Below are 22140 nucleotides of genomic sequence, written 5' to 3' on the forward strand. Positions count from 1 at the left end.
GGGCGCAGAAGCGGAAGGGTGCCCATACCTGTCCTCCGCTTCTGCGCTGTCCACGCCTCGCGGCGCGGACACGGGGGAACCATAGACAACCCGATCCCACTCATGTCAATGAGTCGCACCCCACCGCGGTGTATCGCGCGGACCACATTCGCTCCTTCAGTCGGAAAACATTAGTCCATTCGGCTGACCGCGACGAAAATCGATCCCGGGCCGCCGGCGACAACCCGGTCCGTCGTGAGCTGAATTTGCTATTTTTCGGCCGTGGACCTCTTTTCGCGCTCTTGGACAGCGTTGCGCACGGCCGTCGAGGAACTCGGAGATGACGACCTCGCCCGGCCGTCCGGCTGTGCCGGCTGGCTCGTGCGGGACCTGGTGTGCCACCTGATCATCGACGCACAGGACATCCTGATCACTCTCGTCACCCCCGCCGACACGGAGCCGACCCGCGATGCGGCGACCTACTGGGAGATCGCCGAAACGCCGCCGTCCGGGGATGACCCGCTCGACGCCCTGGTCGTCCGACTCGCCGCCGCGTACCAGGAGCCTTGGATGCTCAAATTCCACTTCGACGATGTCGGCTCGGCCGCGGGCCGCGCCGCCGGACTCGCCGACCCCACGGCCCGGGTCAGCACGCGCGACGAGGTTCTCACCGTCAGTGACTACCTCTCCGTTTACGTCCTGGAGTCGACGCTGCACCACCTCGATCTGATCGCGCACCTTCCCGACGCGGCCGAGCCCCCGCCCGAAGGCCTCGCGCGGTCTCGCGAGTTGCTGGAAAAGATCGCCGGAGACGCCTTCCCCGCATCGTGGTCCGACACGGACGCGCTCCTGATCGGCACCGGGCGGCGCCCCGCGACCGAAGTGGAGAACGCCGAACTGGGTGAGCCTGCCGAAAGAATCCCGCTCTTTCTCGGGTGATCTTTCCCGTGGGCGGCCGGCGAGTCTGGCAGGATGCGGCTCATGAGAACACAGGTGGCGTTCGACTGCGCGGACCCCCATGCCCAAGCCGCGTTTTGGGCGCAGGTCTTCGGCTCCGAGGTGGAAGACCACTCGACCCTGGTCGACCAACTGGTCGCCGACGGCCGGCTGCCCGCGGACGAACGGATCGTGGTCGACGGCCGCTCCGCATTTCGCGACGTCGCCGCATGCCGTGACCTTTCGGGTGTCGAACCACGGATGTTTTTCCAGCGCGTGCCCGAAGACAAGGTCGCCAAGAACCGGGTACACCTCGACATTCACGTGGACGAGGACGACAAAGACACCGAAGTCGAGCGCCTGAAGAAACTCGGCGCCGAATTCGTCGAGACACACCGCGATCGCGGGCCCGTCACCCATGTCATGCGCGACCCCGAAGGCAACGAATTCTGCCTGCACTGACTGATCGGGGCAAGATACCGGAAACCCGTTGCCCGGGCGCGCTTCGGAATGGCATCTTTTGTTGATGACGATCGCGTCTCCCAGTGTCCGCACCGCACGTGTCACTGATGCGGAAGCGATCGGCCGTATCCATGTGGTGGCGTGGCAAGCGACCTACGCAGGCGTCTTGCCCGCCGAATTCCTGCGGAACCTGTCCGTGGCCGACCGGCAGCGCGCTTGGCGGGAACGACTGGCACAGGACGACCCGCGGAGGCATGTTCTGGTCGTGACCGCTGACAGCGACGTGGTGGGGTTCGCGTGTGCCGGCGTCTGCCGTGACGATGACGCGCCGCCGCGTACGGGAGAACTGTGGAGCATCTATCTCATCCCGGCACACTGGGGTCACGGCCATGGCCGCCGGTTACACGATGAGACACTGGCCGCGCTCGAGCGCGACAGCTACCGGCGCGCGACTCTGTGGGTCCTGGACAGCAATGCTCGTGCACGGCGTTTCTACGAGAACAGAGGTTGGTCGCCTGATGGTGCCACCAAGGCCGAACCGATCGGTGGTAGCGCGCCGTTGACCGAAATCCGTTACGCCACGCGGCTCACCGCCTCGCGCTGACCGCCGCGGCATGGACCTGATCAGACGAGGCGAGCGGTGAAGCCCTTTTTCGTCAGTCTCGTGTAGGCCTCTTCGACGATTTCCGGTATTTCTTGCGGAATTGCGTAACCCTTGTCGGCGTAAACGGTAATACGCTGGGTGTCGCCGACGAGCATGGTGATAACGCGGTCGACGTCGCCGATGCTTTCGATGTATTCGTCCAGCGCGAGCGGACGGGATGCACAAGTGACGTCGACGCCGGGCCAGAGCTTCTTGCACGTGGCGTAGGCGCGGCGCTGCTGGTACGGGCGGCTGATCAGGATGACGGACTCGACTTTGAGGTCGCGCTCGTCCAGGAGCCGCCGGGTGAAGGTGATGTTGTCGCCGGTGTTGCGCGCCTCGGTTTCCATCAGGATCACGTCGTCGGGGACGCCGAGCCGGAGCGCGTGTTCGCGGTAGTGGACGGCTTCACCACGAGGGAAACGTTCGAGCGTGGTGGGTGCGTTGGCGCCGGTGAACACGATGAGCGGAAACATGCCCTGGTGGTACAGCTCGGCGGTGCGGGTGGCCACGCCCAGGTCGTGACTGCCCAGTCCGATGCCGACATCGGAGGGCCGAAGCCGATGGTGCATGTCGTGGTAGCGCCAGAGCGTTTCGACGTCTCCGCGCAACTCGTCCGGGAGTCGGGTCGAAGGCTCGGACATCGGCGTTTCTCCGGTCAGTCGGCGATCTTGAAGGTATCGGGACTGCCACGAAGCGTCGTAAACCTGTACGTGGTTGCCAGCCATGGGTGCGACAGTGAGTCCATGGACCGTGAGAACGCGCGCTTGCTGGCCGACGCGAACCCGTTTCCGGAGACGATCGACGCCAGGCTACGGCAACAACTGTCCTTCCTGATCGAAGTCGATCGGCTCAAAACGGTCTTGCGACAGTCGCCGCTGGCCGCGGTGGACCGGCGGGAAAACGACGCCGAGCACTCCTGGCATCTGGCCTTGATGGTGGTGGTGCTGGCCGAACACGCGGACGAGAAGATCGACGTGGGTCACACGATCGAGCTGGTCCTGGTGCACGACCTGGTCGAGATTCATACCGGGGACACACCGCTCTATGACACGGAAATGGGCGCCGACCAAGCCGAACGTGAGACAGCCGCCGCCGAGAAGCTGTTCGGCCTGTTGCCTGACGACCAAGCGACGCGCCTGCGCGCGCTGTGGGACGAGTTCGAGGCGCGGCAGACCCCGGAAGCCCGCTTCGCCAAGGCCATGGACCGCCTCGAGCCGATGCTGTTGAACTGGATGGCCCGTGGTGGGACATGGCGGACACCCGGCGTGACCGCGGACGATGTCCGGGCGCGCAAGGCGGTGATCGGGGACGCCTCGGCCTCGTTGTGGGCGGCCGGCCGTGAGCTGATCGACGAAGGCGAACGACGGGGCTGGGCACGGCCCGGTCATGGTCTGTCGACCGCCTGAGCCGTGGGGCCATACTCCGATCATGGAGTGAGAGATGATTCGTGCCGGGTCGCTCACGTTGCGGCCGTTCGACCGTCCGGCGACACCTCAGTGCCGCCGCAGTTCCGCGAGCATCAGGGTCGGGTCGTCACCGGCCAGGTTGGCGCCATTGGTTACATAGACCCGATCTCCTCGAACAGCGACGGCCGTGGTCCCTTCCATGCCGTTCTCGGCGTCCAACAAGGTCTCTTGGGTGCCGTCGGCGCCGACCCGCACGAGTTTGCTGGTCTCGTTGATCGCGGCGAGGATCTCACTGCCCCGGCCGGTGAAATCGAAGTCGTCGATGCCCGCCAGCCCCGTCGCCCGGACCTGGGCGCGGCCGGAGCCGCCGTCGTTGGTCACCGGGATGCGGACGATGGTGCCGTGGTCGGAGTTGCTCGCCCACACGGCGCCGTCGTGGATCTTCATGCCGTTGGCGCCGAAGAAGCCATCGGGTGCCAGAGCCGGATCCGCCGACCACACCGAGGCCGCGCCACCGCGCAACGGGGCCTGCCAGATGCGCCCTCCGGTGGAGTCCGTGACCAGGAAACGGTCCCGCTTGCCGTCGATGACCAGCGCGTTCGGGAACGTGTCGGCAGGCAACGGCACGACGAGCCGGGGTTCGCCGGAGGGACTGACCTGCCAGATCCCGGTCAGCCCGCCCTGCCCGGACGAGTAGAGGAAGTACACGGCGCCGCTGTCCGACCGGGCGACCCCAGTGACCACGGGAGTCCCGACGACCGGGGTAGTGCCACCGCCGCCTGGAGGCAGCGGCATGGTGAGGAGTACCCGGAGAGTCCCGTCCGGCGCGACGCGCACCACCTGGCGCGCGGGGATCATGCCGATGATCACGCCTCCGTCGGGTTCGAGGGCGATGCTCTCGGCGACCTGGCCCGCTGCGCGATCGAAGTGGGCGAGGACGCGCACGTCACCAAGGTGGGTGCCGATGGTGTGGTCGGGGTGCGTGGTGGCCAGGGCCGGGGGCACGGCGGTCGCTGTGCCCGTGGCGAGCAGGACGGCGATGCCGAGCGTGGCGGTGCGCCGCCACAGATTGGTGGGCCGGTGGGGAGACATGATCTTCCTTTGGGTCGATGGAGCGGGTTCCGGGCAGGACGGGACGCCCGACGGCCCACGCGGGTCTCGGGTGCGTGCCGCTGATACCGGGCTAACTCGGGAGGTGCCGGTCCGTCCGCGCTTCGCCGCGCGGGTCGGTTCCGGACGGGGCGAAACGTTCCTGGCCGAGCACGGCCAGAAGTTCCAACTGCGAGACCGCGCCGCTGCCCGGCGCGGGTGAGTACACGATCAGACGCTGGTCCTGCCGGGCCGTCGCCAGGATGTCGAAGTCCAACTCGATGAGCCCGACCACCGGGTGCAGGATGCGCTTGCGGTCGCTCCGACGGACCGCGACGTCGTGCCGGGCCCAGAGTTCGGCGAACTCCGGACTCTCCTCGCGCAACGCCCCGATCAGCTTGCCCACCAAGGGATCGGCCGGGCGGACCGCGAGGGTCGCCCGGAGATCGTCCACCTGCGCGCGGCTCTCGTGCTCGTGGTCCTCGGGAAGATAACGCCCGCGCATCTCCGAATCGGTGAACCACCGGTAGGTGCAGCTGCGAGCGAGGCCACGGAAACGGGTCTGCACCCCCAACAGCGCATCCGCCATCGGATTCTGCGTGAGCACGATGTTCAGGTCGGAGGCGATCAGAGCCGGTAGGCCCCGCAGCCCGTCCAACATCCGGAGGAGGCCACGGCTGACGTGCTCGTCGCCACCGACGCGAGGCGGAGCGTGATGACCGGCGATGCGGAAGAGGTGGTCGCGTTCGTCGATCGTCAGGCGCAGCGCGCGAGCCAGCGCGCTGAGCATCGAGACCGACGGTTGCGGTCCGCGTCCCTGCTCGAGCCTGGCGTAGTAGTCCGGTGACATGCCGGCGAGTTGCGCGACCTCGAAGCGCCGAAGCCCCGGAGTCCGACGCCGTCCCCCGGCCGGAACACCCACGTTCTCCGGCTGGAGCGACGCACGTCGGCGTCGGAGAAAGTCCGCGAGCTCGTTCCGTTCCATGCTTTCAGGATGGTCCTCGCGCGCCAGGACAACCAGGACTCGCCGATACCACCTTCGTCGGACGGACGATGATTCTGTCCTGTGGCCGACGGCGAGAACCTGGTGGTCTTCGCCTCCAACCTGGGCGCGCCACGCGACCCCGACTGGTTCCGCAACTTGGTGGCCCGCCCCGACGTGACGGTCGAGGTGGGTACCGAGCGATTCGCCGCCCACGCCACGCCCGCCGCGGGAACGGAGCGCGAGCGGCTGTACGAGTTGTTCGTCGCACGCAACCCGGGCACCGAGGAACATCAGGCCAAGGCAGGCCGACCGATCCCGATGGTCGTCCTTTCCAAGGTCGCCTGACAATCTGGAAGCAATTCAGAAGGCGCGTCCACAGTGGACGGAAGAGACTCGTGTCGGCAGGCAATTAGGCAACACGCCGTCCGGATTCTTATCGGATTTGTTGGGCGCAGAAGCGGAAACCCAACGGAGCAGACAACGGCAACCATGAACAACGCCCACCCACACCCCTCACCAAGTCGCGCCCAGCAGCGGCACATCGCGCGCCACCGCCATCCACCGAACCAGGCAAGGCGGGCGGTCAACAGTAAACACGTCCTCGCCCGGCGGGGCGGCCCCGACTGCACGCTGTGAGCTGCTTTCTTGAGTCCGCGCGGTACGGCGATCAGCCGTCGGCGGTTACGCTCCGGGAATGGTCAACGTCTTGGCTGGGATCATCGGCGCGCTGCTGGGTTTCTCGGGCGCGCTGCTCGGGGCTTGGATCAAGAGCAGGGGTGAACAGCGGCGGTGGCTGCGCGATCAGAAGCTGGCCGGCGCCGCCGAGATGGTCAGCGCGGGCAGCAACATCTACGAGCTGCGCAGCGGCAGCAAGGACTGGCTCGAATCGTTCGAACCGAGCGAGTTGCGCGAGTGGCAATCTCAGCTTCAGAAAGGTCGCGCGGTCATCCACCTGTTGTGCACTCAGGAAACCCGTGACTACGCCGACTCCTTCGCCGGGTGGTGCTGGCGGTCCAAGGCCCCTGGCGATGAGCACCTCGACGGGACCATCGAAGCGCTCCGCGCATTCACCGCTTCGCTTCGCAAAGAGATCGGCAGCGAGCAGCGAGGCAGGCGGGCATAGCAAAACGCGATGACAGGCCGGGAGATGCCCGGGCATGCTGGACCAGTGCGGCCGCGTAGTCATGCGGAATTGTCGCCGATCCGGGACCCTCGCCTGGATCCGTATCGGGACGGCACCGCACGGCTGGTGGAGAAAGATGCGGTTGTGGGCTTTCTGGCTCTCAGCACTGGGATCCGATACGAGCGGAAAGGGCCGTGGTGGCGTCGACGGCGGGATCCTGGAACGGAGTATCTGCTGTGGTGGGGCGAGATCTGGGACGGACGCGGGTGGGCATGGTCTGACGGTGGTTGGCTGGATGCTGCGGACGCCGCGGAAGAGTTGTCTTCGGGAGTGTTCGACTTCGACGGTCGTCCTGCCGGGTTGGACTGGGTCAACGGAGACGAAGCGGAGTCGATACGTCGTCGGCTAGGAGTGCGATAACCACGTCTTCAGCGTGTCGAGTTCGGTCACCCGACTGGTCCTCTCCTGATCTCCGAAGCGGTGCCGGGGTCCGGGGCAGAGCCCCGGAGGCTGCGGGCTTCAGGATCTCCGAGCGAGCAGATACCCCTGTGGCTGTGTCTCCTGCTCCTCGGCGGGACGCCCGCCCCAGAACACGGTCGTGAAGCCGGCGTCGTTCAACCGGCGTTCCATCTCGTTCGGTGACAGCCAGTAGATGTCAAATCTGATATCGAGGCCGGTACTGTGGCCCCCACGTCGGACTGTGTTGTCTCCGGCCTTGAACGCGGTCGCCAGATAGCCTCCGGGTTTGACGACACGAGCGAGTTCGCCGAACGCCGCCGGTCTGTCGGACGGTGCGAGGTACATGAGGGAGTACCAGCAGACCACGCCCGCCAGCGACCCGTCGTCGAAGGGAAGTTTGCGCAGGTCGGCGACAGTGAAATCGAAGTCAGGATGGTCACGGCGAGCCACGCGGACCATCTCGGGTGAAAGATCGATCCCACAGGGAGACAGACCCTTCGCTGCCAGATACGGCTCGAGGCGGCCGGATCCGCAGCCAACGTCCCCGACACTCGTTCCGAGTTCTGTGCTGTGTATCAGTTCGCAGAACAGGTTGAGAACGGCCCGGTCGATGGGCATGCGGTCCAGAGCGTCAGCCAGGCGTTCGGCGTAGAGCTCGGCGAGGGCGTCATGTGCCACCCTCAGCTCCTCGGTTTTGTTGTCCACGAACGAACCATAGGCGGACCAACGACGGCGGAGAGACGCCCTGCCGGTTCGAGAAGGCCCAGGACGAGAGGCAGTGTGGTGGGGCCGCCGTCCCGGTGTGCAAGAGCTTCGCATCGCCGACCGGAGGCCTCTGACCACAGCCAAGAAGCGTCCACAGTAGACAGAAACGACACGCGCCTGTAGGGCGACGACAAAACACGCCGTCCGGACCCTCACCAGACTTATCAGGCGCAGAAGCGGAAACGGTGCCCATAACCTCCCTCCGCTCCTGCGCTGTCCACACCCAGCGGAGCAGACAACGGAAACCATAAACAACGGCCCACCCACACCCCTCAGCAAGTCGCGCCCAGCAGCGGCACATCGCGCGCCACCGCCATCCACGAAAGTGACTGGTGACGGCGGCCGCAGCACGAATCCAACCGCACCCACTCGCGGACTTGTCTCCGGGACGGAGCGAAGCATCCTTAAGCAAGCGGGGCTGACCCGGAGGTGAAGTGACCCAATACGTGGTGCTGGTCGAACGCACAGAAGACGGCGGGTACGGCGCCTGGATTCCAGATCTGCCGGGGTGTGTCGCGCTTGGGTCCACGTATGACGAGGTGATCGCCGAGATGGTGGAAGCTGTCCGTTTACACCTGGACGGCCTACGCGCGGACGGTCTGCCCATCCCCGCACCGACAACGATTGCTAGCACTGCTATCGACGCAGCATAACCGTGTCTCGGCGACACGAACTCCCAACGATTGGGCGGACCTCTCGTTCCGGTTGACTGTCGGGACGCCAGACGAGTCGATCAAGAAACGACAAAGGCCCAGGTCCGAAGTAGACACCTTCTGACCTGGGCCTTTACACGAAGGGCGGATGACGGGAATCGAACCCGCGTTCTCAGCTTCGGAACCAGGTGGAACGCGCGGGAAAGTGAGCCCCACCTGTGGCGCGAGGTGTCCTCGGGGCACCTCCCTTGACCGTGGTCGACCCCCTCGAATGGCACGCTAATGGCACGGCGCGCCCGCTGCGGTGAGCCCACCCGTGAGGATCACGTTCGGCTAGACTGGGGCTTGTGAGCAGCGAGGGAAGCCAAGAACCTGCGAAGTCGCGCGAGGCTGCCCGTCGGATGCTGGAAGCAGTTCCGGATGAGCGCGTTTCGGCCGCGTTGAGCATGCTCCGGCAGCTTGCCGATGAGCCCGAGGCCGAGCGACCCCGTCGGCGGTTCCGGACAGTCGGCGTGTTCGACGCCGAACCCGACCTGGGTAAGCGCTCGAAGACGATCGTATGTGAAGAGCTTGCCGGCGGATCGAGCAAGACGGCGTGATCCGGTCGACACCGGTGTCGTCGTTGCCATGGGCAATCGTCGCGACGAAGACCACAAACGATGCACAGAGTTATTGACAACGACTCTCGAACCGTTGGTTCTGCCGGAGCCCTTGATGGTTGAGATCGGGTACATGCTGGGGTCTCGTGGCGGCGCAGCGGCGGAAGCGGATTTTCTGCGCGACATCGTCGACGGCCTCTACGTCGTGGAATCCATGATCCTGACCGACATCGCGCGTGCTGCAGACCTGGTCGACAAGTATGCTGACCTCCCGCTTGGCACGGCCGACGCCTGCGTCGTAGCACTGGCGGAACGTCTCGGCGTGACACGCATCGCAACGCTGGACATCAGGCATTTCTCCGTTGTACTGCCACGCCACGCCGCTTCATTCACCCTGCTGCCCTGACCGATACCGCATGGCCCCCTAATGGCCCAGAACCCGAGTCGATCAAGAAACGACAAAGGCCCAGGTCCGAAGTAGACACCTTCTGACCTGGGCCTTTACGCAGAGAGCGGATGACGGGAATCGAACCCGCGTTCTCAGCTTGGGAATCAAGTGGATCATGCTAGAAAGTAGCCCTGACCAGCGGCGCAAGGTGTCCTCGGGGTGCCACCGTTGACCATGGTTGACCCCCTCTAATGGCCCGTGAATGGCCCGGCGGGGCAGGCTCCCACCTGCACGGTTCGGGCTGAGGTGATCTCCTCGCGGCGCGGGTTCATCCCTGCCGGGCCGGGTGGTGCCGGTCAAGGGTTTGCCGGAGGCCGCGAAGCGCCCTTGACCGGTGCCGCCCGGTCTGGCTGCCCTCGGGCGCGCCGCGAGGAGATCACCGGACTGGCCTCCCCCGATCTCCGAAGCGGTGCCGGGGTCCGGGGCGGAGCCCCTTATTGGACAGTAACGCCTCCTACCCTGGTGCGGATGTGTCCAACGGGAGCCGGGACGAGTGGGGATGGGCACCATGGTGAGTGATGCTTGGGCAGGACTTGTCGGGGCGGCAATCGGTGCAGGCGGCGCAGTACTGGCTCAAATTGCTGCTGCAATCTTCACAGCACGCCGAGAACATTCGAAGCTAACTTGGGAGAAGGAGTCGCGCTTCCGAGAGTGGGAGAGAGACGAAGCGCACCGGACCTGGGCTCTGCGCCGAGATGCTTACGTAGCGTATCTCAACCTCTTACGCCCCCTAGTGGAGCGACTGTCTGGCTCTGACGTGCCGGAGATTGAGGCCAACTACCGCACATACGTGGAGTCACTCCCTGTATTCGACGACGACCTCAGGAACAAGGCAACTCTCCTCAGAACAGAGCTGAGCCTCGTCGCTCCGGCGCCTGTTTGCCAAGCCGCCGACGTTCTATGGGGAAGTTACTGTGCTTGCTACCTCACACTCGCGGACCCGTGGTACTTCGGATACGAGCAGCGGAAACGCAATGCAAAGGATCCCCTGACGTATTGGGTGAAGTGCTCGCACGCCATGCGGGCTGATCTCATTAGCTTTCAGAGTGCCTTGGCTCCGGCCAACCAGGCTCCTGGCAAGGTAAGACGGCCTCCATCCGGATCTGAACGCAGTAAAGCACCGAGAGAGGTTGCTGAAGACAACGGAGCTTGACGGAACGGTGGCGCGGAGCGGCACCAGGCGTCGATTGCCGGGCTTGCTTGAGCAGGCCGAATACCCGCGCGATCATCGCGGCCTCGTGGAGGCTGTCACGTTGCCCTTTCCGGACTCGGTGCGCTGTTGGCGGTGGCGCGCTGCCGGCCACCTTCGGCGTTGGTGCCGCGCGGCGCGCCGGGCCGGAGCGGAGCGGCAGGCCCGGACGTGTCGCGCCGGGTAAGTCGGGTACGGCCGTGAAGGTGACGGGCCGACTGCGCGCCGCCGCTGGCGGCGCGCCTTGATCCCATAGAGCCAAGTTCGGCAGCATGGCACAAGCGGGGGCACAAGCGGCGTCGATAAGGTGCCTATATGAGTGCTTCGTCAGCAGTTTCCTGGCTTGCCTTCGGCTTGTCCTGCATCACTCTTACTTGGCAAATAGTTTCTTGGGTTCACTCAGGGCCGAGATTGGTGGTTAGGGTTGGATGGGAGCGCCCGCTCGGTGTCGAGTCCGGCGAACATTGCTCCTATCTGGTAATTGTAGCCAATACCGGAAGGCAAACTGTTACCGTATTAGATTTCCACTTGGGAATTCAGTCCCGTCGATTAGATTCGAGAACACCATTCTTGCGCTCCCAAATTTACCGACACATGGTACCGAGACGCGCACGAATGATCTTTGATTATCCTCACAAGAACGATCCCATACGGGTTGAACCAGGCGGAGAGGTCTATATTCGGTGGCCTTCAGATCACCCGGACGAGCTCCTCAAAAGAGAGAAAAAGACTCGTGCCGATCTTGTTGGATGGGTACGCACTGGGACACGTTGGATCAAATCACGTAAAGGGATTTCCGAGCACCGGTTTCTCTATTCAATTCCCTGGACCAATGATTCCATAAAACGATATAAGGAGTCGATCGAGGACTCGGCCTAGCCCTAACTCCTAACAGCGGAAGGTGAAGGAAGTATAAGCACGGAACAGCGGGTTCTTTGTGCACTCGACCGAAGAAGTAATCACAAAAAGTCAACAGAGAATTTCTCACCCAACGAAAGCCACCGCAAGGAGAACGGGTGCCTGCCTGGCAAATAGCCTTGGAATACGTAAAGACGATAGGGATCGGCTCCCTAGTTGGCGTCCTCGTCGGCATCGTTGCGACTCGCTCGCAGAAAAGCCGAGAGGCTCTACAGAATATTCACGCGGAAAACTATCGCGAGGTAGTCAATGGCTATCGCGAGCTGTCTGCGCAGCTAATCGAAGTCGTAAACAGTGCTCGAAGTGCTGTCACCACAGCGAGATCCCGAAATGAAATCCTGGGTCGGATTCCAGAAACGAGCAAACGCGAGGCTGCCATCAAGCTGGAATCAATGATCCAGGAATCGATCCAGACATATAGATCCTCGCTCAATGGTCTCGAAAGTAAGGTAGCAGGCCTCATCGTGCACCGAAGCGAGACCAACTTTCACACTCAGGCAAACATCATATTGAGATTGGCCTCTATTCTTGAGACGAGTTTAACTATTTTAGATGAAGTTGATGCATCAAATGAAGAAATATCATCAGCCAGCGAAATATTTGACAGCCTTGAGCAATCAGTTAAGCTGCTAGGTCTATTCTGGGATCAGTGGAAGGTTGAAGCGGAGCGCTACGCCGTAGGCCTCAACCCCGTCCCCAGATTCCGGCGTCGCCACATTTACAACAAGCGACTATGAAGCGTTTTATGTCGTACATAGCCAGACTGACAGTACATCAAAGTGTGCATGTTGGTACCTTATATACTAGGTGGTATTATTAGTGCGGATCAACGATTGGAGCTGACATGTTTGCACTGGTAGCGCGGTTCTACCTGCGAGATGCCCCTGCGGCGGCGGGCTTCGACGCCCTGGTTGCCGAGACAGCGCCGAAGATCAGGGACATCGAGCCGGGAACGTTGATCTACGCGGTGCACAAGGTCAAGGACGCTCCGCTGTCGCGGGTCTTCTACGAGCTGTACGAGTCGCGCGAGGCCTTTGACCAGCACGAACAGAACGAGCACACGAAGCGGTTCCTGGCCGAGCGTGAGCAGTACCTGACCGGCGTCCGGGTCGAGTTCCTGGATGCACCGACTGGCAAGGGCTTCTGATGCCGCTGCCCAGTGATGCGAAGGCGCTCGGTCGGCGGGTCGCCGCGCATCGGACCAGGCGCGGGCTGTCGCAGAAGGAACTCGGGGCGAAGATCGACCGGTCCGAGAGTTGGGTCAGTCAGGTCGAGCGAGGTGCTCGCCGGATTGACCGCATGTCGGTCCTGGAGACGCTAGCCGAAGCGCTGGAAGTGCCGATCGGTGAACTGGCTCCCGAAGAGAACGTCGTCGCGGCTACGACGCAGAAGCCGCGGGCCGCGTCCAGCCTGAGCCTGGCTCTGTCGTCGAGCGATGCGCTGCAAGCAGTGCTGTCCGACAAGGCCCCGGTGGACGTTGATGCGCTCGGCGCCCGCGCTGAACAGGCGTGGGACTTCGCGCACGGGTCGGAGTACGAGAACCTGAGCGAGTTGCTCGGGACGCTGATCCCGGAGCTGGAGTACGCCTCGCGCAAGGCCACGGGCGAAGACCGACGCCGGGCGTGCATCGCGAAGGCGAAGGCATACCACGCTGCGGCGGGTGTGCTCTCGAAGATGGACGAGCTGGCGGCGGCCTGGGTCGCGGTGGACCGGTCCATCTCGGCGGCAGAAGAGGCGGACGACCCGCTGTTGATGGCGGCCGGCGCCTTCCGGCTGGCGATCGTGTTCCAGAACGCTCGCCGCCAGGACCTCGCCATGCGAACGGCGCAGACTGCGGTGAATGCCTTGGGCCGCATGGTCGAGGCGGGTGAGCCGGAGGCAGTCGCGATGCGCGGGGCGCTGTATCTCCAACTCGCGGTGGCGTCGGCTCGACTGAACCACGCAGAGGACGCTTACGGCTTCCTCGACCAGGCGCGGAAGGCGGCATCGTTCCTCGGCGTGGACCGCAACGACTACAACACCGAGTTCGGGCCGACCAACGTCCTTCTGCACGAAGTCAACGTGGCCGTCGAGCTGGGCGACGCGGGCCGGGCTCTCCGGGTCGCAGCCAAGGCCGACACCTCGCACATGTCGCCGGAACGTCAGGGCCGGTTGCTCATCGACGTGGCTCGGGCACATGCGCAACGACGGCAGGCAATCGAACTCACTGGGGCGCTGCGGCAGGCCTTTGAGATCGCGCCCGAGCAGGTCCGGACACATCACTTGGTGCACGAACTGCTCGGAGACGCGCTGCGCACCGACTACGGCAACGCTCCTGAGCTGCGAGAACTTGCCCAGCAGATCGGAGCTACCAGCTAACCCGCACTTTTTATACGATACCCGCACTTCTCGTGTTGACCCGCACCAGAAGTGCGGGCAACTTGGTCTATACAAGCCCGACCAGGGCTCCCGAAGAGACCAAGACGCAGAGGTGCAGAACATGGCGATTTCCAGGGGACATCGATTCTCAATCCAGTTCGATGAGGCGTTCCCGCAGGGGCTGGTGATGGTCGGCGAGGTCTCGCCGGACACCGAATACCAGTCCCGCGAGGACCGGGCGGCGGGTCGTGCGACCCGGCAGCGAGTTGACGAGATCACAGGCAAGCGGCAGTGGAAGGTGGCCGTGACCGACCCGTCCGAGCCGAACGCCAAGCGGGCTTCTTTCGAGGTCACGCTGTTGGCGGACGTGCAGCCCGTGCCGACGACCTCCGAGGTGCTGCCGGGCATGCGGCCGGTGGAACTCGACGGCCTGACGGCTGAACCGCGCGTGGCGGGCAACGGCGAGTTCAAGTACCAGTCGTTCCTGTTCCGCGCGACCGGGTTCAAGGCTGTGGCCAGCGGTGGCGGTCGGTCGTCCAAGGCTGGTGCGGGTGAGCAGTCGGCCAAGGCCGCGTGAGAGGGCGATCACGGATGACCTTGCAAGATCTGCCCTCGTCACAGCAGGACAACGCTGACCAGGCCGAACGACCGGGCGACGGGCCGGGTTACGTCTACCAATGGATGGCGGCACAGCTCGCGGCTCGGATCGAGTCGGGTGATCTGCGCTACCACCGGCGGTTACCGGCAGAGGCGGAGCTGGCGCGCGAGTACGAGGTGTCCCTGGGCACGGCCCGGCGCGCGACACAAATTCTGCGGGAGCGCGGGCTGGTGATCACGTTGCGGTCAAAGGGAACGTACGTGACCGCACGGCAACCCGGGCACGGCGGTTGAGTCCGGCACGGGGACGGATGCAGGAATTCGACGGCCCGTCCGTCCCCGTGCCTTCCACCCACATCCCTCGGGGAGGGAGGTGATAGTGGTGCCTTCCAGGTTACGGGGCCACCGGCGGAAATGGCTGGTGCGCCGACGCTGCTGGCTGTGCGGGCAGTCCAGACACGTGGTCCGCGACAAAGCCCGCGTGTGCAAGAGCTGCGCCTCACCGGCCGAAGGTCTCTGAACCACAGCTAATAAGCGTCCACAGTCGACAGTCTCAACGCACGCGGTTCGTGCGGCGATGAAACGCGCCCTCGTGCGGATTCCATTCAAAGTTTAGGCGCAGAAGCGGAAACGGTGCCCATACCTTCTCTCCGCTTCTGCGCTGTCCACACCAGATGGAGCAGACAAGTGGGAACCATAGACAACGCGTACCCGCGCCTGTCAACGAGTCGCGGCACGCAGCGGTGCGCCGCAGGTAAGAAATTCGCCCGGCTCGCGCCCGGCGACACCGAGTGTGCCCCCTGTGCCGGACGCCTGCCTCTCCCGATCGTGGCGAAGGCGGGTGGTCGGCGATGAACGCGCACGCCTTCGCGGTCCTGTTCGTGGGTGGGCTCGGCCTGGCGGTGGTGGTGTGGGTGCTGCACAAACTCGGCAAGGCCCTCGCCGCGATCGCCGAGACCCTCGCGGCCGCCGCGGTCGTCTTCCTCGCCTTGTGGTGGCTGGTCAAAGGGCTGGTTTGGGCAGCGAAGCAGATCGTGACGCATCCTCGGACCAGCCTCGCCGTGCTCACCCTCGTGGCCTGGTGTCGCTGGCTGGGCTGGGTCTCGCTCGCGACCACTTTCGTTGCGCTGGTGGCAGTGCTGGGTGTGTGGCGGTGGGTCGACCTGGTCTCGTTCGACCAGTGGGCCGGACGTGCCTTGCGGTCGTGGTGGCAACGCTGGACGGTCTACGCACCGAAACTGCCTGGCTGGTTGCACGCCTGCGGGTTGTCGGTCAAGGACGACACCGTGCCAGTCGACGTGACCGTGACGCTTGTCGGCCGTCGCAAGATCAGCCGAGACCGCGACAACGCCCGCGTGCGGATACCTCGCGTCCGTGGCGTGAAGTCGGGGCCGTCCTGGGATGAGGTGCGGGTGGAACTCGTGCCCGGCCAGAAACCGGAGGACTTCGACGAGGCCGCCCGGCCGCTGGCGTCGGCCCGGAAGGTCGCACGTTGCCAGGTGCGGGAGGTCGCGCCGAATGTGGTGTCCCTCGACTTCCAACGCCGTGACCTGCTCGCGAGTTGATCTAGAAACAACAAAGGCCCAAGTCCGAAGTAGACATCTTCTGACCTGGGCCTTCGCATAGAGAGCGGATGACGGGAATCGAACCCGCGTTCTCAGCTTGGGAAGCTGATGTTCTACCATTGAACTACATCCGCAGCGCCATAGAGCATACACGGCGCGCGCTTCCCCTCCGGTGCACCCCTGTTCTTGACACGTTCCCGGCAAGTGACAACGATCGTTGTCATGAACGAGCGGCTTCCTGATCCCGAGCTCTTCCGCCAGGGGAGCTTCCGGCTAGCCTCGCGGGTGTTCATCCGCAACGACATCCGCGGCACCGAGCAGCAGGTGCGCTGGTTCCGCCGGTTCGCGCAGGCGACCGACCCGCTCGCCGACGCGGTGGTGGCGATGTTCGGGCGCCGGGCGGACGGGCGCGAGTTGTTCGAAAGGGCGCTGCGGAGCGGGATCGGAGCGCTCGAGAACCCGCCTGAGGAGCTTGAAGCCTTCTTCCGTGAAGTGGAGTCGGCGCCGTACTGGGTCGACCACGACCGGGTGGAGCGGGGCGCCAAGGCGATCACCCGGACCGGCCTCCTCGGGCTGTTTCCCCTCGGTGACATGTCGCTGATGGGCGGCTATCTCGCCTCGAGGGCGACCAAGTCGCTCGTCGGCACCGGGGAGATCGACAGCAGGGCGAGCCGCAGGCTGATCGAGACCGCGGCGTGGTGGATCGACGTCACCACGCCGGGGAACCTCCGTCGCGGGGAGGTCGGGTACGCCTCCGCTGTGCGGGTCAGGGTGGTCCACGCCCACGTCCGGGCCGCGATGAACCGCCGTCCCGACTGGGACTACGAGGCCTGGGACCAGCCGGTCAACCAGGTGCAGACGGCCGGCACGCTCCTGCTGTTCTCGCTCGTCTTCGTCTTCGGCACCCAGGTTCTCGGCGTCCGCTACACAGACCGGGAACGCTCCGACATCCTGCACCTCTGGCGTTACGCCGGGTGGTTGCTGGGTGTCGACGAGGAACTCCTCCCAGCGGACGAGGACGATGCGTGGCGGCTCTTCTGGCTTCTGGTCGAGACCGAGTTCATCCCCGACGAGGATTCGAAGCGACTCGCGAGGGCGCTCGTCCGTACGCACCAGGAGGCGGGCGGGCCACTCGGCGGGACGCTGGCGCGAGTCCATTCGGCGATCAGCAGGCTGGTCCTGGGCAAGAAGAACGCGGATTTCCTGGAGATCCCGAAGGAGCCGATCGCGCAGGTGGCGGTGCTCGTCGCGGCCGCGACGAACTTCGCCGCCGAGACCGCGCGCCGGCACATCCCGGGCGCGACCGTGGTGCGGGAGTTCCTCGGTGACCTCGAGCGCAAGCGGTACCTGACCCAGTTGGCCAAGATCGTCAAGCTCGACCAGACCTACGCGCGGCACATGCGGGCCGCGTGACCTCCGGTCCTCCAGGTTAGGGTGGGGCCGTGCTGCTCAGTGACCGCGACCTGCGCAAAGAGGTCGAAGCCGGACGTCTCGGGATCGACCCGTTCGACCCCGCCATGCTGCAACCGTCCAGCATCGACGTGCGCCTCGACCGGTACTTCCGGGTGTTCGACAACAGCAAGTACACCCACATCGACCCCTCGCTCCAGCAGGACGAGCTGACCTCGCTGGTGGAGAAGGAGGGCGAGGACCCGTTCGTGCTCCATCCCGGCGAGTTCGTCCTGGGGTCGACCTTCGAGCAGGTCAGCGTGCCCGACGACCTCGCGGGACGGCTGGAGGGCAAGTCGTCGCTCGGGCGGCTGGGGCTGCTGACGCACTCGACGGCCGGTTTCATCGACCCCGGCTTCACCGGTCACATCACGCTCGAACTGTCGAACGTGGCCAACCTGCCGATCACGCTCTGGCCGGGCATGAAGATCGGGCAGCTCTGCCTCTTCCGGCTGACCAGCGCGGCCGAGCACCCGTACGGCTCGACCCAGGCCGGTTCGCGTTATCAGGGACAACGCGGCCCGACGCCGAGCCGCGCGTACAAGAACTTCCACCGGGTCGACACCTGGCGCTAGGCCAACGGGCGGCTCGTCAGGCGACCGCGCGGTCGATGATCGCCTTGGTGTCCACCCTCGGGGGCAGGGTGCCGAACGCGATGCCCCAGTCGCCACCGAGCCGGGACGCGCAGAAGGCGTCGGCGATGGCGGGCGGGGCATGGCGCACCAGCAGGGAACCCTGCAGCACCAAGGCCATCGTTTCGACCAGGCGCCGGGCACGGAATTCGATATCATCCAAAGAGGACAGTTCTTTCCGGAGCCGGGACACCGTGTCGTCGAGCCGCGCGTCGGCACCGGTGGCGAGTTCCACCTCGGCGAAGAACGCCTCGACCGATTCGGGCTGCTTTCCCATGGCGCGCAAGGCATCCAGGGCCGCGACGTTGCCGGAACCCTCCCAAATGGACAACAAGGGTGCCTCACGGTAGAGACGCGGCATGCCCGACTCCTCGACATAACCGTTGCCGCCCAGGCATTCCAGTGCCTCGGCGGCGTGCACCGGACCGCGTTTGCACACCCAGTACTTCGACACCGCGAGCGCGAGGCGGCGGAACGCTTGCTGCTCCGGATCACCCGTGGCGCCGGCCAGCCGCATCGCGACCGTGGTGGCGGCCTCGGATTCCACCACCAGATCCGCGAGAACGTTGGCCATCGCGGGCTGTCCGACGAGGTACTCACCGAACGCGCGGCGATACGAGGCGTGGTGCACGGCCTGCACAACCGCTTGCCGCATCAGCGAAGTCGAGCCGAGTACGCAGTCCAGCCTGGTGTTGTTGACCATCTCGATGATGGTCGGCACGCCCCGGCCCTCCTCGCCGACGAGCCAGCCGAACGCGCCGTCGTATTCGATCTCCGACGAGGCGTTGGAACGGTTGCCGAGTTTGTCCTTCAAGCGCTGCAAGAAGATCTTGTTCCGGGTGCCGTCGGGCAGCACGCGCGGCAACAGGAAACACGACAAGCCACCGGGCGCCTGCGCCAGCGTCAGGAACAGGTCGGACATCGGCGCGGAGGTGAACCACTTGTGCCCGGTCAGGACGTAGCCGTCGCCGGAAGGCGTCGCGGTGGTGGTGTTGGCGCGCACGTCCGACCCGCCTTGCTTTTCGGTCATCGACATGCCGGCGATCAGGCCGCGTTTCGTGGTGGGCACACGCAGGCCGAAGTCGTATTCGGGCGAGGCGAGGAGTCCTTCGTAGACGTCGGCGAGCGCGGCGGTGTGCCGCAACGCCGGAACCGCCGCGTAGGTCATCGAAATCGGGCAGATGTGGCCGGCTTCGGTGTGGTTCCAGACGAGCAGTTTCGCTGCACGCGCGGCATGTGCCCCGGCCCGGTCGTCCCGCCAGGGCGCCGCGTGCAGACCGTGCCCGACCGCCACTCGCATGAGTTCGTGCCAGTACGGATGGAACTCGACCTCGTCGATCCGATGCCCGTACCGGTCGTGTGTCCGCAGCACGGGCGGGTTCTCGTTGGCCACACGGCCCCACTCCTGGCCTTGTTCGCTACCGGCCAGCCGGCCCAGCTCGTGCAGCTCCTCCTCGGCCCAGCCCGCGCCTTCCCGGCGCACGCCATCGAGCAGCGCGGGATCGTCCGCCACGTCATAGACCAGCGGCGGTACCTGGTTGGTGACTTCATGGGTGGATGGCATGGGAACTCCTCTTATTTCGCGAGTTTGCGCGCCCCCGCGATCGTGTCGACAGGGCGCTCCTTGACAGCACCGTCGCCGGTGCGGATAGGCGCCCTGCCGCCCCGATAGCGGATCTAGACGGCGCGCTTTGGTGTCACTTCGGCTGCCGCGGCTCGACACCAGCATTGATTCCGCCCAGCGCCCGCAGGATGAACGGTCGCAGTTCTCCGGCCGTGTCGTTGGTGGTGAGCGGTCCGACGAGCATCTCCGTCGCGGCGCCGACCAGCGCGGCCGCGGTGAACGCGGCATCCTGCGGCGGCAGCTGGCCGCTACGGACGCCTTCGGCGATGTGCTCGGTGACGACCTCGCGGAAAACCCGCCGGAACACCACGCGCTCGGCTTCCACCGGGGCGTCGACGGGTTCGGCGAGCAGCGCGTAGGCGCGACGCGGTGCTTTCAGCGCGCGCCGGGCGAAGGTTTCGAAGATGGTGGCGACCCGTTCGGCCGGTTCGCCGGGCAGCATCGCCGCCTCGCGCACGGCTTCGACCTCTCGGCCGACCACGCCGCGGAACAGCTCGACGACCAACTCCGCCTTGCCGGCAAAGTGCCGGTAGACGCTGCCGGTGGCGATACCGGCCCGTTCGGCGACCGCGGCGACCGAACAACCGGCGTAGCCCCGGTCCGCCAGCAGTTCGGTGGCGGCTTCGAGGACGGCGGCGCGCTGGGCATCCAGTCGCGCCTGGACGCGCGGGGTGCGGCGGTACGGCACCCTTACACTGAAGCACTGATTCAGTGCTTCACGCAAGGTCAGGTGACCGGGTTGCCGTAGCGAGCGAGAACAGCGGCACGCAAGGCCGGATCCGTCCTCGGCACCGGTTCGATGAACACCTCGGTGACGTCCCCGCACGTCCGCGAAAGCTCGTCCGCCAGCCGGACGCAGGCCCGTTCCACATCGGCGGCGCCGAGCGCGTCGTCGAAGTCCACCCGCGCGCACACGAGAACCTGGTCGGTGCCCAGCAGCATGGTCTGGAGATCGACCACGACCTCGATCTCCGGCGCGGCGGCGAGCAGATCACGCACGCCCCGTACCAGGACCGGGTCGGCCTGCCTGCCGACCAGCAGGCGAAGGTTGGTGCGCCCGAGGATGTAGGCCACGACCGCGAGCAGCACGCCGATGGCGATCGAAGCGAGCCCGTCCCACACCGCCGACCCGGTGAGGTGGTCCAACGCGATCCCGGCGAACGCCAACACGAGGCCGACGAGCGCCGCCGAGTCCTCCAGGAAGACCGTCTTCGGCGCGGGATCGTCGACGAGTTTCAGGTACTCCAGCACGGATCTCTTCTGCTCGGCCGCCTCTCGCCGCACCTGCCGGTGGGCCTGCGTCCACGAAATCGCTTCCAGGACGAACGCCAGCCCCAGGACGGCGTAGCCGATGATCGAACTGGTCTGCTCGTGCTCCTCACCGAAGATCGTCGAAAAGCCTTGGTAGAACGCGAACAGCGCGCCCGAAGCGAAGATCGACACCGCGGCGAGCAGCGACCAGAAGTACCGCTCCTTGCCGTAGCCGAAGGGATGCACGCGATCCGGCGGTTTGCTGGACCGGCGCAACGCGGTGAGCAGGAGCAATTCGGTGATCGTGTCGGCGACGGAGTGCGCGGCTTCGGAAAGCAGTGCTCCGGACCCGGTGATGATTCCGGCGATCGCCTTCATGATCGCGATGGCCAGATTGACCGCGCCGGCGAGCACAACGGTGAGGGTGCTCTCCCCCTTTTCCTTGCTCACCAGATGATCGTAGGGGAGGAAAGGGACACCTACAGCGCAAGAAACTAGAGCTTGTTCAGACCGTCGAGCACGCGGCGCATCAGACCCATCGGCGGCCTGCCTTCGGCGGTGCGCTCGGTGCCGTGGATGTGCATCAGGCCCAACTCGGCCATGTCCGACAGCAGCACCCGCGCCACGCCGATCGGGACGGCCAGTTTCGCGGCCACCTCGGCGACCGAAAGCGGGGACCGGCAGAGCGCACGTACCGGCTGGTACTCCGCGCTCAGCGCCGCGCCTTCCCACTTCGCGTCGCCGCGGAGCGACACCATCGTTTCCAGCCGGAGTTCGTAGACGGAATGAGTGCGGCCCCGGGTCAGCACGTACGGACGGACCCGGGGTCCGGCAACGTCGTCGAGCCCCTCGATCCGGCTGCCCACCCGTACGCCACGCACCGGCTCGTCGGCCGGGCCGTGGCCGGTGGGATCGCTCATCGTCCTCTTTCCCCGTTTCGCGCGCAGGCTGCAGTACTTCGCGGGCTGCGTCGGCTGCGAGAGAACAGAATAACCCGCTTGTCGAGT

General features: G+C 65.4%; 24 protein-coding genes, 1 tRNA gene and 1 pseudogene. 17 read left to right on the plus strand and 9 right to left on the minus strand.

All coding sequences use genetic code 11. The features are described from left to right. Window positions 1-261 precede the first annotated feature (261 nt). The 3 genes from ACFSXZ_RS15675 (at window position 262) to ACFSXZ_RS15685 (ending at window position 1981) form a co-directional block, all read left to right on the plus strand. The gene (locus ACFSXZ_RS15675; protein ID WP_378265752.1) at window positions 262-918 is read left to right on the plus strand and encodes a maleylpyruvate isomerase N-terminal domain-containing protein; all 657 of its coding nucleotides are present in this window, start codon (window positions 262-264) and stop codon (window positions 916-918) included. A gap of 42 nt (window positions 919-960) precedes the next feature. After that, window positions 961-1377, plus strand: a complete 417-nt coding sequence (locus tag ACFSXZ_RS15680) for a VOC family protein (RefSeq protein ID WP_378265753.1) — start codon at window positions 961-963, stop codon at window positions 1375-1377. 64 nt (window positions 1378-1441) lie between these two features. Beyond that, entirely contained in the window at window positions 1442-1981 is a 540-nt protein-coding gene (locus ACFSXZ_RS15685) for a GNAT family N-acetyltransferase (protein WP_378265754.1), read from the plus strand. Window positions 1982-2001: 20 nt separating this feature from the next. Here the strand turns inward: ACFSXZ_RS15685 and ACFSXZ_RS15690 are convergent, their stop codons facing one another. Then, the gene (locus ACFSXZ_RS15690) at window positions 2002-2664 is read right to left on the minus strand and encodes a YdcF family protein (protein ID WP_378265755.1); all 663 of its coding nucleotides are present in this window, start codon (window positions 2662-2664) and stop codon (window positions 2002-2004) included. A 102-nt stretch (window positions 2665-2766) separates the two neighbouring features. Here ACFSXZ_RS15690 and ACFSXZ_RS15695 point away from each other — a divergent pair, with 102 nt between their 5' ends. Then, window positions 2767-3429, plus strand: coding sequence for an HD domain-containing protein (locus ACFSXZ_RS15695; RefSeq protein ID WP_378265756.1), 663 nt, complete (start codon window positions 2767-2769; stop codon window positions 3427-3429). Window positions 3430-3516: 87 nt separating this feature from the next. Here the strand turns inward: ACFSXZ_RS15695 and ACFSXZ_RS15700 are convergent, their stop codons facing one another. Next, window positions 3517-4521, minus strand: a complete 1005-nt coding sequence (locus tag ACFSXZ_RS15700) for a hypothetical protein (protein ID WP_378265757.1) — start codon at window positions 4519-4521, stop codon at window positions 3517-3519. Between the two features lie 91 nt (window positions 4522-4612). Continuing rightward, a complete protein-coding gene (locus ACFSXZ_RS15705) occupies window positions 4613-5503 on the minus strand; it encodes a helix-turn-helix transcriptional regulator (protein WP_378265758.1) in 891 nt (296 codons plus the stop codon). An 81-nt stretch (window positions 5504-5584) separates the two neighbouring features. Here ACFSXZ_RS15705 and ACFSXZ_RS15710 point away from each other — a divergent pair, with 81 nt between their 5' ends. Further along, complete coding sequence (locus ACFSXZ_RS15710; protein WP_378265759.1) at window positions 5585-5848, plus strand: nitroreductase/quinone reductase family protein; 264 nt, start codon at window positions 5585-5587, stop codon at window positions 5846-5848. A gap of 349 nt (window positions 5849-6197) precedes the next feature. After that, complete coding sequence (locus tag ACFSXZ_RS15715) at window positions 6198-6626, plus strand: hypothetical protein (protein WP_378265760.1); 429 nt, start codon at window positions 6198-6200, stop codon at window positions 6624-6626. A 519-nt stretch (window positions 6627-7145) separates the two neighbouring features. Here ACFSXZ_RS15715 and ACFSXZ_RS15720 read toward each other — a convergent pair. After that, window positions 7146-7790, minus strand: coding sequence for a class I SAM-dependent methyltransferase (locus ACFSXZ_RS15720; RefSeq protein ID WP_378265761.1), 645 nt, complete (start codon window positions 7788-7790; stop codon window positions 7146-7148). 509 nt (window positions 7791-8299) lie between these two features. Between ACFSXZ_RS15720 and ACFSXZ_RS15725 the strand changes: the two genes are divergently transcribed. From ACFSXZ_RS15725 to ACFSXZ_RS15765, 9 genes and pseudogenes are all read left to right on the plus strand, one after another. Beyond that, window positions 8300-8503 (plus strand): type II toxin-antitoxin system HicB family antitoxin, encoded by a 204-nt coding sequence (locus tag ACFSXZ_RS15725; protein WP_378266475.1) that lies wholly within the window; start codon window positions 8300-8302, stop codon window positions 8501-8503. Window positions 8504-8850: 347 nt separating this feature from the next. Further along, window positions 8851-9102: a hypothetical protein gene (locus ACFSXZ_RS15730; RefSeq protein ID WP_378265762.1), complete on the plus strand. Its 252-nt coding sequence runs from the start codon at window positions 8851-8853 to the stop codon at window positions 9100-9102. Next, window positions 9065-9508, plus strand: coding sequence for a type II toxin-antitoxin system VapC family toxin (locus ACFSXZ_RS15735; RefSeq protein WP_378265763.1), 444 nt, complete (start codon window positions 9065-9067; stop codon window positions 9506-9508). Before ACFSXZ_RS15730 ends, ACFSXZ_RS15735 begins: the two co-directional genes overlap by 38 nt. Window positions 9509-11755: 2247 nt before the next feature. After that, window positions 11756-12394: a hypothetical protein gene (locus tag ACFSXZ_RS15740; protein WP_378265764.1), complete on the plus strand. Its 639-nt coding sequence runs from the start codon at window positions 11756-11758 to the stop codon at window positions 12392-12394. Window positions 12395-12501: 107 nt separating this feature from the next. Next, on the plus strand, window positions 12502-12804 hold the full coding sequence (locus ACFSXZ_RS15745; protein ID WP_378265765.1) for a putative quinol monooxygenase: 303 nt from the start codon (window positions 12502-12504) through the stop codon (window positions 12802-12804). Beyond that, entirely contained in the window at window positions 12804-14015 is a 1212-nt protein-coding gene (locus tag ACFSXZ_RS15750; protein ID WP_378265766.1) for a helix-turn-helix domain-containing protein, read from the plus strand. The genes ACFSXZ_RS15745 and ACFSXZ_RS15750 overlap by 1 nt, the downstream gene beginning before the upstream one ends. A gap of 121 nt (window positions 14016-14136) precedes the next feature. Beyond that, complete coding sequence (locus ACFSXZ_RS15755) at window positions 14137-14592, plus strand: hypothetical protein (protein ID WP_378265767.1); 456 nt, start codon at window positions 14137-14139, stop codon at window positions 14590-14592. Window positions 14593-14606: 14 nt separating this feature from the next. Beyond that, window positions 14607-14906, plus strand: coding sequence for a GntR family transcriptional regulator (locus tag ACFSXZ_RS15760; RefSeq protein ID WP_378265768.1), 300 nt, complete (start codon window positions 14607-14609; stop codon window positions 14904-14906). Between the two features lie 557 nt (window positions 14907-15463). Then, window positions 15464-16174, plus strand: a pseudogene (locus tag ACFSXZ_RS15765) (cell division protein FtsK); the annotation flags it as partial. Window positions 16175-16240: 66 nt separating this feature from the next. Here the strand turns inward: ACFSXZ_RS15765 and ACFSXZ_RS15770 are convergent. Next, window positions 16241-16311, minus strand: a tRNA-Gly gene (locus tag ACFSXZ_RS15770). 88 nt (window positions 16312-16399) lie between these two features. Between ACFSXZ_RS15770 and ACFSXZ_RS15775 the strand changes: the two genes are divergently transcribed. Further along, complete coding sequence (locus tag ACFSXZ_RS15775; protein ID WP_378265769.1) at window positions 16400-17590, plus strand: oxygenase MpaB family protein; 1191 nt, start codon at window positions 16400-16402, stop codon at window positions 17588-17590. A 29-nt stretch (window positions 17591-17619) separates the two neighbouring features. After that, window positions 17620-18201, plus strand: coding sequence for a dCTP deaminase (gene dcd / locus ACFSXZ_RS15780; protein ID WP_378265770.1), 582 nt, complete (start codon window positions 17620-17622; stop codon window positions 18199-18201). A 16-nt stretch (window positions 18202-18217) separates the two neighbouring features. Here the strand turns inward: dcd and ACFSXZ_RS15785 are convergent, their stop codons facing one another. From ACFSXZ_RS15785 to ACFSXZ_RS15800, 4 genes are all read right to left on the minus strand, one after another. Then, on the minus strand, window positions 18218-19822 hold the full coding sequence (locus tag ACFSXZ_RS15785; RefSeq protein WP_378265771.1) for an acyl-CoA dehydrogenase family protein: 1605 nt from the start codon (window positions 19820-19822) through the stop codon (window positions 18218-18220). A 133-nt stretch (window positions 19823-19955) separates the two neighbouring features. Beyond that, on the minus strand, window positions 19956-20570 hold the full coding sequence (locus tag ACFSXZ_RS15790) for a TetR/AcrR family transcriptional regulator (protein WP_378265772.1): 615 nt from the start codon (window positions 20568-20570) through the stop codon (window positions 19956-19958). Window positions 20571-20608: 38 nt separating this feature from the next. After that, entirely contained in the window at window positions 20609-21583 is a 975-nt protein-coding gene (locus tag ACFSXZ_RS15795; RefSeq protein ID WP_378265773.1) for a cation diffusion facilitator family transporter, read from the minus strand. Window positions 21584-21627: 44 nt separating this feature from the next. Continuing rightward, window positions 21628-22053, minus strand: a complete 426-nt coding sequence (locus ACFSXZ_RS15800; protein ID WP_378265774.1) for a DUF742 domain-containing protein — start codon at window positions 22051-22053, stop codon at window positions 21628-21630. Between the last annotated feature and the right edge of the window lie 87 nt (window positions 22054-22140).

This window comes from Amycolatopsis pigmentata, assembly GCF_042684065.1.
Lineage (GTDB): Bacteria > Actinomycetota > Actinomycetes > Mycobacteriales > Pseudonocardiaceae > Amycolatopsis_E > Amycolatopsis_E pigmentata.

Bases quoted from the DNA above. Each gene is read 5' to 3' on its own strand.
- ACFSXZ_RS15750 (WP_378265766.1), top strand. From the start codon at position 12,804: ATGCCGCTGCCCAGTGATGCGAAGGCGCTCGGTCGGCGGGTCGCCGCG.
- ACFSXZ_RS15785 (WP_378265771.1), bottom strand. From the start codon at position 19,822: ATGCCATCCACCCATGAAGTCACCAACCAGGTACCGCCGCTGGTCTAT.
- ACFSXZ_RS15760 (WP_378265768.1), top strand. From the start codon at position 14,607: ATGACCTTGCAAGATCTGCCCTCGTCACAGCAGGACAACGCTGACCAG.
- ACFSXZ_RS15680 (WP_378265753.1), top strand. From the start codon at position 961: ATGAGAACACAGGTGGCGTTCGACTGCGCGGACCCCCATGCCCAAGCC.
- ACFSXZ_RS15695 (WP_378265756.1), top strand. From the start codon at position 2,767: ATGGACCGTGAGAACGCGCGCTTGCTGGCCGACGCGAACCCGTTTCCG.
- ACFSXZ_RS15690 (WP_378265755.1), bottom strand. From the start codon at position 2,664: ATGTCCGAGCCTTCGACCCGACTCCCGGACGAGTTGCGCGGAGACGTC.
- ACFSXZ_RS15685 (WP_378265754.1), top strand. From the start codon at position 1,442: ATGACGATCGCGTCTCCCAGTGTCCGCACCGCACGTGTCACTGATGCG.
- ACFSXZ_RS15775 (WP_378265769.1), top strand. From the start codon at position 16,400: ATGAACGAGCGGCTTCCTGATCCCGAGCTCTTCCGCCAGGGGAGCTTC.
- ACFSXZ_RS15745 (WP_378265765.1), top strand. From the start codon at position 12,502: ATGTTTGCACTGGTAGCGCGGTTCTACCTGCGAGATGCCCCTGCGGCG.
- ACFSXZ_RS15800 (WP_378265774.1), bottom strand. From the start codon at position 22,053: ATGAGCGATCCCACCGGCCACGGCCCGGCCGACGAGCCGGTGCGTGGC.
- ACFSXZ_RS15715 (WP_378265760.1), top strand. From the start codon at position 6,198: ATGGTCAACGTCTTGGCTGGGATCATCGGCGCGCTGCTGGGTTTCTCG.
- ACFSXZ_RS15755 (WP_378265767.1), top strand. From the start codon at position 14,137: ATGGCGATTTCCAGGGGACATCGATTCTCAATCCAGTTCGATGAGGCG.
- ACFSXZ_RS15700 (WP_378265757.1), bottom strand. From the start codon at position 4,521: ATGTCTCCCCACCGGCCCACCAATCTGTGGCGGCGCACCGCCACGCTC.
- ACFSXZ_RS15705 (WP_378265758.1), bottom strand. From the start codon at position 5,503: ATGGAACGGAACGAGCTCGCGGACTTTCTCCGACGCCGACGTGCGTCG.